Source organism: Phenylobacterium sp., from assembly GCF_035276905.1.
Classification (GTDB): domain Bacteria; phylum Pseudomonadota; class Alphaproteobacteria; order Caulobacterales; family Caulobacteraceae; genus Phenylobacterium.
In genome coordinates, this window is record NZ_DATELG010000114.1 from 1 (window position 1) to 7,788 (window position 7,788).

Consider the following 7,788-nt stretch of genomic DNA (forward strand, 5'->3'; position numbering starts at 1 on the left):
CTGGCGCGCGACGCCGCCGAGCGCGAGAAATGGACGGCGCTGGCGCTCGCGCTGGGCGCGCCGCTCGCCGCCGCACCGGCGCTGGCGGCGGCGAACGAGGACTATCCGACGCCGCTCCTGCAGCCCAAGGACGGCTTCACGCTCGACAAGGCCCTGGTCTACGCCATCGTCCGCCAGGAGAGCCGCTTCGATCCGGCGGCGGTCTCCGGCAAGGGCGCGGTCGGGCTGATGCAGCTGACGCCGGATGCGGCGGCCCGCGCCGCCGGCGACGACAAGCTGAAGGACGACGTGCGGCCGCTGTACGACCCGGCCTTCAACCTGCGCGTCGGCCAGGACTACCTGACCTGGCTGATGCAGCGCGGCGTGGGCTACGACCTCCTGCGGGTGATCGCGGCCTATAACGGCGGCCCGGGCATGGTGCAGCGCACCGCCGACCTCCTGGGCGACGAGGCCGCCGATCCGCTGACCCTGCTGGAATCCCTGCCGCCGCTCGAGACGCGCAACTACGTCCAGAAGGTGCTGGCCGGCTACTGGACCTACAAGACCATGTTCGGCGAGGAAGCGCCCAGCCTCGACGCCCTCGCCGCCGGCGCGCAGATGATCGACGCCCGCCTCGACCTAGGCGATCCGTCGCGCGCCGCGGCCCAGCTTTCGGGACAGCTGCTGCAGTCCACCCTGCGCTGAGGCCTGGGCCTTCGCGCGCGCGACCACGAGGCCTTCGGGCGCGCGGCGGAACAGCCCCTCGCCCATGCCCCGCAAGCGCGCTTCGCCCGGGCCGTCGCGCAGATGGTCGCCGAGCCGCTCGACCCAGCCGTCCTTGAGCCGCAAATCGGGCGGGACCACCATCAGCCAGTCGCCCCGGGCGCCGGCGACGGCCTGGGCGAAATCCGCCGCCAGCTTGGCGCCCGTCGCCTCGCAGAGCGCGTCGAGCAAGCGAGGCTCCGCGCCCTCGACCAGGGTGACGTCACGCACCAGCCCCTCGACCGCCGCCTCGGTCAGCGCGGTCAGCAGGCCGGCGAGCTTGACCGGGTTTCCGTGGGTGACAATTACCGAGAGCATGCGCAGTTGGTAGAGCGGGTTTGGGCCACGACGGCAAGTTGGCGGCGCGTTGCAGACGTTCGGAGTGTCGGCGACTGATCCGGGGCGCGCCGGCCTCCCTAGAGCGTTCAGGTTCAAATGAACCGCCGAACGCTCATAAGTTCTTGAAGTTAGACCATTCGCTGCGCCGAACCGGCCGCCACTTCGGCGGCGAATGGTCTAGACCGTACGGGAAAGGTGCATGGCGCCAGCCTGGACTTCGGCGAGCGCGGTCTCGAGCAGCCAGTCAGTATTGCGGTGAGCCGCCGGCGAGGCGACGTTCAGCGCGGCGACCACCTCGCCGCTGCGCCTGCGGACCGGCACGGAGATCGAGCGAAGGCCCGCGTCCAGCTCTCCGTCCACCAGCGCATAACCCTGCGTCCTGACCCGCTCGATCTCGGTACGCAGAGCGATCGGATCGGTACAGGTGGAAGGCGCGCGTTTCACCAGGACCTCGGGCCGCAACGCCCTTGCGACCGCCGCCTCATCGGCGGCGGCGGCAAGCAGAACCCGCCCGAGCGAGGTGCAATAGCAGGGGAGCATGGTGCCGATCTGCACCGGAATGGAGATGATGCGCGCCGCAGCGGCCCTGGCGACGTAGATCGCCTGCGCGGGATCCTGGGGATCGAGCACCGCCAGCGAGCTCGACTCGCCGAGGCGATCACGAATCTGGTCCAGCACCGGCTGCGCCGCCCGCGCGAGCGGGTCGGAGAAGCTATAGGCGTGCGCCAGGCGCAGGACGCCCGCGTGCAGGCGGAACAGTCCGTCCGTTCCGGCGACATAGCCGAGTTGCTCGAGCGTATAGAGACACCGCCCTGCACTCGAGCGCGACAGCCCCGCCGCCTCCGCCGCCTCGCTTACCGTGAGCGCCGCCCGACCTTCGAAGGCGCGCAGCACGCTCAGCCCGCGGGCGAGCGAGAGCATGAAACGCGGATCATTCTCAGGTTCCTGTGACACGGCATTGACCTCCGGCTCACATCGTTCGATTATGATGAACAACGGACAGATTGACCGATTATCGGACGACTGGCAAGCGATGACCAGCGACTTCCACGGCGATCGAAAGCTGCACGGCCAGGCGGGCCGGCGGGCGCCCCGGCGACGGGAAGGATCTCGGCCGTGACCCACACGGCAGATTGCCCCGCTGTGACGAACGAGGCGCCGATTTGCACCTGCGGCGGACTGTTCCGCGACGTGATTAGGGCTCGGAACTGTACAGACGGCGCGCTCGGGAGGCGGGCGGCCCCCCTTTTCTGCGATTGGATCGATGCGGAAGAGGAACGCCGGCGCGCGTCCGGCGGCCTTCGCCTGTGACCCGCGCGGCGGCGCTGTCTTCCACCGATCAGCCGACAAGCTCCTTCAGCGGCGTGGCCGCATCCGCCAGCCGCCCCGCGCTGACCGCAGCCCCGCTGACCACCAGGGCGCGCCCCTGGACGTAGTCCTTGACCGCGTTGACGCAGTCGAGCGCCAACACCCTGCCCTGCTGCAGGTACACGACCGAGAAGGACCGCGTGGCGGGATCTCCCCGCACGACAGCCTGGTCGTGCCCGGTGGAAAGCCCGACGGTCTGCAGCTTCAGATCGTACTGGTTCGACCAGAACCAGGGGACGGCGTCGTAGGCCGCTTCGATCCCGCAGATGTGCTTGGCCGCGACGGTCGCCTGATCATGGGCGTTCTGGACGGACTCCAAGCGGATGCGCGCCCCGCCGGCGAACCTGCTGACGTGGGCCGCGCAGTCGCCGATCGCGTAAACATCCGGCAGGCTGGTGCGGCAGAACTCGTCGACATCGACGCCGTTGCCGCCCGCGGCCTCGGCGGCGAGCAGCGGCTCGACCGTCGGCACGATGCCGATCCCGACGATCACCAGGTCGGCGGCGACGGTCCCGCCGTCCACCAGCCGCACCCCGGCCGCGCGGCCGTCGCCTTCGATCGCGGCGACCGCTTCGCCGAGACGGACCTCGACGCCGTGGGCGCGGTGCTCGGCCTCGAAGAATCGGGAAAGCTCGACCCCGGCGACGCGCGCCAGCACGCGGTCGAGGGCTTCCAGGAGAACGACTTTCTTACCCGTCTTGGCGAGGACCGCCGCCGCCTCCAGGCCGATATAACCGCCGCCGATCACGACGATCTGCCGCGCCGCGCCGGCGGCGGCCTTCATTGATTCGGCGTCGGCATGGGTTCTCAGGCCCTGCACCCCGGGAAGGTCGCCGCCCGGCACGGGCAGCGGGCGGGCGCGTCCGCCGGCCGCCCAGATCAGCTTGCCATAGCCGATCGTCTCGCCGTCGGCCGTGGCGGCCTCGTGATGGACAGGATCGATGGCGACGATGCGCTTGCCGGTCAGCATCACGATTTCGCGCTCGCGCCAGAAGTCGGCAGGCCGGATCAGAATGCGCTCGAACGTCTTTTCGCCGGAGAAGTATTCCTTCGACAGCGGCGGCCGCTCGTAGGGGATTTGCGGCTCTTCGCCGACGACGCCGATCGTGCCGGCGAACTTGTTCTGGCGAAGGGCGATCGCGGCCTGTGCGCCGCCGTGACCGGCGCCGACGATCAGGACGTCGAAACGGGTCTTTTCCGCCATGGCTTCAATCCTCCACGCAATCGCCACCTGCAAACCGTCGAGCGCCGGGGCCAGCTTGACCTGACATCCAGCCACGCGTGGTCGCTGCGATCGCAATCATAGTTCCGCTTCCTGGCCTGGATCTACAGGCTGGGCGGGGTTCTTCGCGCCGCCGACGGCTGCGTCACACTCTTTCGACCGCCAGGGCCAGTCCCATGCCGACGCCGATGCAGAGCGTGGCGAGCCCGCGCCCGCCGCCGGACTTTTCGAGCTGGTGCACGAGGGTCATGGCGAGCCGGGCGCCCGACATGCCGAGCGGATGTCCAAGCGCAATCGCCCCGCCGTTGGCGTTGACGTGGGGCGCGTCGTCGGGAAGCCCGAGGCCGCGCAGCACCGCCAGCGCCTGGCTCGCGAACGCCTCGTTGAGCTCGATCGCGTCGAAGTCGCCGACGCCGAGGCCGAGCCGCGCCAGCAGCTTGCGGGTCGCAGGGATCGGCCCGACGCCCATCACCCGCGGCTCGACGCCGGCCGAGGCCATGCCGAGAATCCGCGCGCGCGGAGTGAGGCCATGCGCCTTGGCCGCGGCCTCGCTGGCGACCACCATCGCCGCGGCGCCGTCGTTGATGCCGGCCGCATTGCCCGCGGTGACCGACGCCTCGGGTCCGAACAGCGGCTTCAGCTTGCTCAGCGCCTCGATCGAGGTGTCGGCGCGCGGATGCTCGTCGAGCGAAACCTCGACGGTCTCCCCTCTTCGCGCGCCGGGCGCTGCGACGGAGATGATCTCCTCGGCCAGGAAGCCGCTGGCCTGGGCGCGGACGGCCCGCTGCTGGCTGCGCAGGGCGAAGGCGTCCTGATCCGCCCGGCTGATCTTGAAGGCCTCGGCGACGTTCTCGCCGGTCCTGGGCATGGTCTCGGCGCCGTAGAGCGCCTCCAGGGCCGGGTTGACGAAGCGCCAGCCCATGGTCGTGTCTTCCAGCTTCTGGCCGCGACCGAAGGCGCCGTCGGCCTTGCCCATCACGAACGGCGCGCGCGTCATGCTCTCGACGCCGCCGGCGAGGGCGAGCTCGATCTCGCCGCAGGCGATCGCGCGGGCCGCAGCGCCGACCGCCTCCAGGCCGGATGCGCACAAGCGGTTGAGCGTCACGCCCGGGACGGAGGGCGGCAGTCCCGCCAGCAGCAGGCTCATCCGCGCGACGTTGCGATTGTCCTCGCCCGCCTGATTGGCGCAGCCGAAGAAGACCTCCTCGACGGCCGCCGGGTCCAGACCGGGATTGCGCGCCATCAGGGCCCGGATCGGCAAGGCGCCAAGGTCGTCGGCGCGGACCTTGGCCAGCGCTCCGCCGTAGCGGCCGATCGGGGTGCGCACCGCATCGCAGATGAAGGCGTCGGTCATGCCCAGTTCCTTTTACGCGACCGGCGCCGCGGCCAGATCCACGCCCGTCAGCCGGCGCAACTCCTCGATCGACAGCCCGTCGACCATCTCGACGACCCGGGCGCCGGCCTCGCCGACCTGGAACACGGCCAGGTCGGTGTAGACGCGGGAGACGCACCGCAGCCCGGTGAGCGGATAGGTGCAGGACTGGACGAGCTTGCTCTGCCCCTGCTTGGTCAGCAGCTCCATCATCACGAAGGTCTGCTTGGCGCCGATGGCGAGGTCCATGGCGCCGCCGACCGCCGGAATCGCCCCCGGCTCGCCGGTATGCCAGTTGGCCAGATCGCCGTGCGCCGACACCTGGAACGCCCCCAGCACCGAGATGTCGATATGGCCGCCGCGCATCATCGCGAAGCTGTCGCCATGATGGAAAAAGGCGCCGCCCGTGAGCAGCGTCACGGGCTGCTTGCCGGCATTGATGAGCTCGCGGTCCTCTTCGCCGCGCGCCGGCGCCGGACCCATGCCGAGCAGCCCGTTCTCGCTCTGCAGCAGCACCTCGCGATCGACGGGCAGGAAGTCGGCGACCTTGGTCGGCAGGCCGATGCCGAGATTGACGTAGGCGCCTTCGGGAATATCCCGCGCCACCCGGGCGGCCATCGCATCGCGATCGAGGCGGTTCATGAGCGTCCCCTGGTCAGGCGGCGGCCGCGGAGGCGGCGGAAATCGACACCACGCGCTGGACGAAGATGCCCGGCGTCACGATGACCTCGGGATCGAGCGCGCCCAGCGGCACGATCTCGGCGACCTGGGCGATGCAGGTCTTGCCGGCCATCGCCATGATCGGCCCGAAATTGCGGGCGGTCTTGCGGTAGACGAGGTTGCCCCAGCGGTCCGCCTTCTGCGCCTTGATCAGGGCGAAATCCGCATGGATCGGGTATTCGAGCACATAGTCGCGCCCGTCGATCCGGCGGGTTTCCTTGCCTTCGGCGAGCTGGGTCCCGAAGCCGGTCGGAGTATAGATCGCCCCAAGGCCCGCGCCGGCGGCCTGGATGCGCGCGGCCAGGTTTCCCTGCGGCGCCAGCTCGAGCTCGATCTGACCGGCGCGATAGGCGGCGTCGAAATGGTGGGAGTCGGCCTGGCGGGGAAAGGAGCAGATGATCTTCCGCACCCGCCCGGCCTTGATCAGGGCGGCCACGCCGCGCTCGCCGTTGCCGGCGTTGTTGTTGATGATCGTCAGGTCGCCGGCGCCCTGGGCGATCAGCGCGTCGATCAGCTGGTCGGGCATGCCCGCCGTGCCGAAGCCGCCGATCATCACCCTCGCGCCGTCGAAGATGTCCGCCACGGCCGCCTCCGCGCTGGCCATCGACTTGTCGATCATTCACTCCCCCGGGCCGCGGACTCACTCGTGGAGGCGCAGTCTCTGTCAGCCCTGACGCCGAGAGTCAACCGATAACCGATGAGTTTGTCCGATTATCGGCCTTGTTCGGCCGTTTAACGGTCACCATCGCCGCTCAAAGATCGCGGCGCGCGCCCCGGCGCAAGGCTCGCCTGGAGCTTCTGCACCAGCCCCTTGACCTTCGCCGACACGTGGCGGCGATCGGGATAGACGGCCCATACGCCCTCGTCCGCCGACCGGTTTCCTGGCAGCACCTCCACGAGGTCGCCGCGTTCGAGGTACGGCCGGACGTAGAACTCCGGCAGCCAACACAGCCCCAGCCCCCGCAGCGCCGCTTCCAGCGCGCCGTATCCGCTGTTGCAATGAAAGCGGCCCTGCGGCCGGTAGTCGTAGGGCTCGCCGTCGCGCGAGAAGATCCAGACGTCGGCGGTCGCGCGCAGACACACGTGATGGGCGAGATCTTCAAGGCGCTCCGGCGTCCCGCGCCGCTCGAGATAGGTCGGTGAGGCGCAGAGCTGCCGCGTCCGGGACGCAAGCCGGGTCGCGACCAGCTGGGAGTCGCGGAGCTTTCCGAACCGGATGGCGAGATCGATGCTCCTGTCGACGATGTCCAGCACCTCGTCGGTCAAATGGATGTCCACGCTGAGCTTGGGATGCTCGGCCATGAATTCGCAGACCACCGGAACCACGAACCGTTCGCCATAGGCGACGGCCGACGTCAGCCGCAGCTGACCCTGCAGCTCGGCGCCGACGTCGAGCATGCCGGCGACGGCCTCATCGCGTTCCTCCTGCAGCCGCCGGCAACGCTGGAAGAAGCGTTCCCCGGCCTCCGTCAGGCTCACGTGACGCGTGGTGCGATAGAACAGGGCCTGGCCGAGACGGTTCTCCAGCTCGGCGATGTCGCGGCTGATCTGCGAGGCGGACCGGCCGAGCTGTTTGCCGGCGCGGGTGAAGTTGCGGGTTTGCGCGACGGCGACAAACTCGTCGATGCCGGCCCAGGAACTCATGACCAACCTATTGCGGCAGATTATCCCTCACGTGCAATAATGTTTTGCATCAGGAGCGGATTATTCCGGCCCGCTAACCGCATATAGACCGGTCAAACAAATAGGAAACCGCCATGAAGACCCGCGCCGCCGTCGCCTTCGAAGCCAAGAAGCCGCTGGAGATCGTCGAGGTCGACCTCGAAGGCCCGCGCGCCGGCGAGGTGCTGGTCGAGATCAAGGCGACGGGGATCTGCCACACCGACGCCTATACCCTGGACGGCTTCGATTCCGAGGGGATCTTCCCCTCGATCCTCGGCCACGAAGGCGCCGGCGTGGTGGTCGAGGTCGGCCCGGGCGTGACGAGCGTGAAGCCCGGCGATCACGTGATCCCGCTCTACACGCC

The 7,788-nt window shown here is 69.4% G+C and carries 9 protein-coding genes; 2 read left to right on the forward strand and 7 right to left on the reverse strand.

Going from position 1 to position 7,788, the window contains the following annotated elements; translation table 11 throughout:
• Nucleotides 1-684 (forward strand): lytic transglycosylase domain-containing protein (locus VJS38_RS05165; RefSeq protein ID WP_324087085.1); only part of this gene is annotated, 684 nt, incomplete at its 5' end.
• Here the strand turns inward: VJS38_RS05165 and VJS38_RS05170 are convergent.
• The 7 genes from VJS38_RS05170 to VJS38_RS05200 form a co-directional block, all read right to left on the reverse strand.
• The gene (locus VJS38_RS05170; RefSeq protein ID WP_324087086.1) at nucleotides 619-1,059 is read right to left on the reverse strand and encodes a hypothetical protein; all 441 of its coding nucleotides are present in this window, start codon (nucleotides 1,057-1,059) and stop codon (nucleotides 619-621) included. The two genes, VJS38_RS05165 and VJS38_RS05170, sit on opposite strands and share 66 nt — an antisense overlap.
• Nucleotides 1,060-1,257: 198 nt before the next feature.
• On the reverse strand, nucleotides 1,258-2,001 hold the full coding sequence (locus tag VJS38_RS05175) for an IclR family transcriptional regulator domain-containing protein (RefSeq protein ID WP_324087087.1): 744 nt from the start codon (nucleotides 1,999-2,001) through the stop codon (nucleotides 1,258-1,260).
• A 418-nt stretch (nucleotides 2,002-2,419) separates the two neighbouring features.
• Complete coding sequence (locus VJS38_RS05180; RefSeq protein WP_324087088.1) at nucleotides 2,420-3,652, reverse strand: NAD(P)/FAD-dependent oxidoreductase; 1,233 nt, start codon at nucleotides 3,650-3,652, stop codon at nucleotides 2,420-2,422.
• 163 nt (nucleotides 3,653-3,815) lie between these two features.
• Entirely contained in the window at nucleotides 3,816-5,024 is a 1,209-nt protein-coding gene (pcaF, locus tag VJS38_RS05185) for a 3-oxoadipyl-CoA thiolase (RefSeq protein ID WP_324087089.1), read from the reverse strand.
• Between the two features lie 12 nt (nucleotides 5,025-5,036).
• Nucleotides 5,037-5,684, reverse strand: a complete 648-nt coding sequence (locus VJS38_RS05190; RefSeq protein WP_324087090.1) for a 3-oxoacid CoA-transferase subunit B — start codon at nucleotides 5,682-5,684, stop codon at nucleotides 5,037-5,039.
• A gap of 13 nt (nucleotides 5,685-5,697) precedes the next feature.
• Entirely contained in the window at nucleotides 5,698-6,381 is a 684-nt protein-coding gene (locus tag VJS38_RS05195; RefSeq protein WP_324087091.1) for a 3-oxoacid CoA-transferase subunit A, read from the reverse strand.
• Nucleotides 6,382-6,494: 113 nt separating this feature from the next.
• Nucleotides 6,495-7,406, reverse strand: a complete 912-nt coding sequence (locus VJS38_RS05200) for a LysR family transcriptional regulator (protein ID WP_324087092.1) — start codon at nucleotides 7,404-7,406, stop codon at nucleotides 6,495-6,497.
• 113 nt (nucleotides 7,407-7,519) lie between these two features.
• On the opposite strand from VJS38_RS05200, the gene VJS38_RS05205 reads away from it, so the two are divergent.
• Nucleotides 7,520-7,788 (forward strand): alcohol dehydrogenase catalytic domain-containing protein (locus VJS38_RS05205; RefSeq protein WP_324087093.1); only part of this gene is annotated, 269 nt, incomplete at its 3' end.

Excerpts from the sequence above, each read along its gene's own strand:
- VJS38_RS05195 (WP_324087091.1), bottom strand. The coding sequence starts at position 6,381 with ATGATCGACAAGTCGATGGCCAGCGCGGAGGCGGCCGTGGCGGACATC.
- VJS38_RS05175 (WP_324087087.1), bottom strand. The coding sequence starts at position 2,001 with ATGCTCTCGCTCGCCCGCGGGCTGAGCGTGCTGCGCGCCTTCGAAGGT.
- VJS38_RS05170 (WP_324087086.1), bottom strand. The coding sequence starts at position 1,059 with ATGCTCTCGGTAATTGTCACCCACGGAAACCCGGTCAAGCTCGCCGGC.
- VJS38_RS05190 (WP_324087090.1), bottom strand. The coding sequence starts at position 5,684 with ATGAACCGCCTCGATCGCGATGCGATGGCCGCCCGGGTGGCGCGGGAT.
- VJS38_RS05200 (WP_324087092.1), bottom strand. The coding sequence starts at position 7,406 with ATGAGTTCCTGGGCCGGCATCGACGAGTTTGTCGCCGTCGCGCAAACC.
- pcaF (WP_324087089.1), bottom strand. The coding sequence starts at position 5,024 with ATGACCGACGCCTTCATCTGCGATGCGGTGCGCACCCCGATCGGCCGC.
- VJS38_RS05180 (WP_324087088.1), bottom strand. The coding sequence starts at position 3,652 with ATGGCGGAAAAGACCCGTTTCGACGTCCTGATCGTCGGCGCCGGTCAC.